At 68.1% G+C, this 812-nt stretch carries 1 pseudogene; it reads right to left on the reverse strand.

Annotated features, from left to right (window positions below):
- A pseudogene (locus tag ACTSKS_RS11020) lies at positions 1-729 on the reverse strand (IS3 family transposase); the annotation flags it as partial.
- Positions 730-812: the final 83 nt, after the last annotated feature.

Raw genomic sequence — 812 nt, forward strand, 5'->3', positions numbered from 1 at the left:
CCCGGGTGTGTTCGTCGACGATCGAGCAGATCTTGATCGGTCGTCCGTGCTCGTCGGCGTCGAACTGGAAGTCCACCGCCCACACCACGTTCGGCGCGTCCGCCGTCGGCGCGTCGACGGTCGAGGACCCGACGCGCTTGCGTCGACGCCGCTGCGGGACCCGGAGCCCTTCGTCACGCCACAGGCGTTGGATCTTCTTGTGGTTCACCACCCACCCCTCGGCGCGGGCGTCGTGATACGCCCGCCGATACCCGTAGCGGGGATGGTCCTTCGCCCAGGCGCGCAGCCACTCCCTGAGCGCCCGATCCGGGTCCGCGACCGTGTCGCCCTTGAGCGGTCGCCGGTACGCGGAGCGGCTCAGCCCGACCAGACGGCACGCCATCCGTTCGCTCACCCGCAACTTGCGCTTGAGGTGATCGACGGCGGCGCGGCGCCTGTCCGGGCTTAGAAGTTTCCCTCAGCCAGCTCCTTGAGCGCGGCCTTCTCCAGCTCCGCTTCCGCGAGCAGACGCTTCAGGGTCGCGTTCTGCTTCTCCAGCTCCTTCAGGCGCTTTGCGTCGTCGGCCTTGAGGCCGCCGTACTGGTTCCGCCACCGGTAGTACGTCTGCTCGGACACCCCGAGCTCCCGGCACACCGCCGCGACGTCCTGACCATCGGCGAGCATCCTGTCGGCCTGCCCGAGCTTACGGACGACCTGCTCGGGGGTGTGACGCTTCCTGCTGTTCGTCATGATCTGACCAGTCTCCCTGCCCGCGACCGCGGGCAACAGGACGACTCTCATAACGACTGGACCTACGAAACGGGGTCAGCCCA

The organism is Micrococcus sp. TCR-5, assembly GCF_052220525.1.
In the GTDB taxonomy this organism is placed as follows: Bacteria; Actinomycetota; Actinomycetes; order Actinomycetales; family Micrococcaceae; genus Micrococcus; species Micrococcus luteus.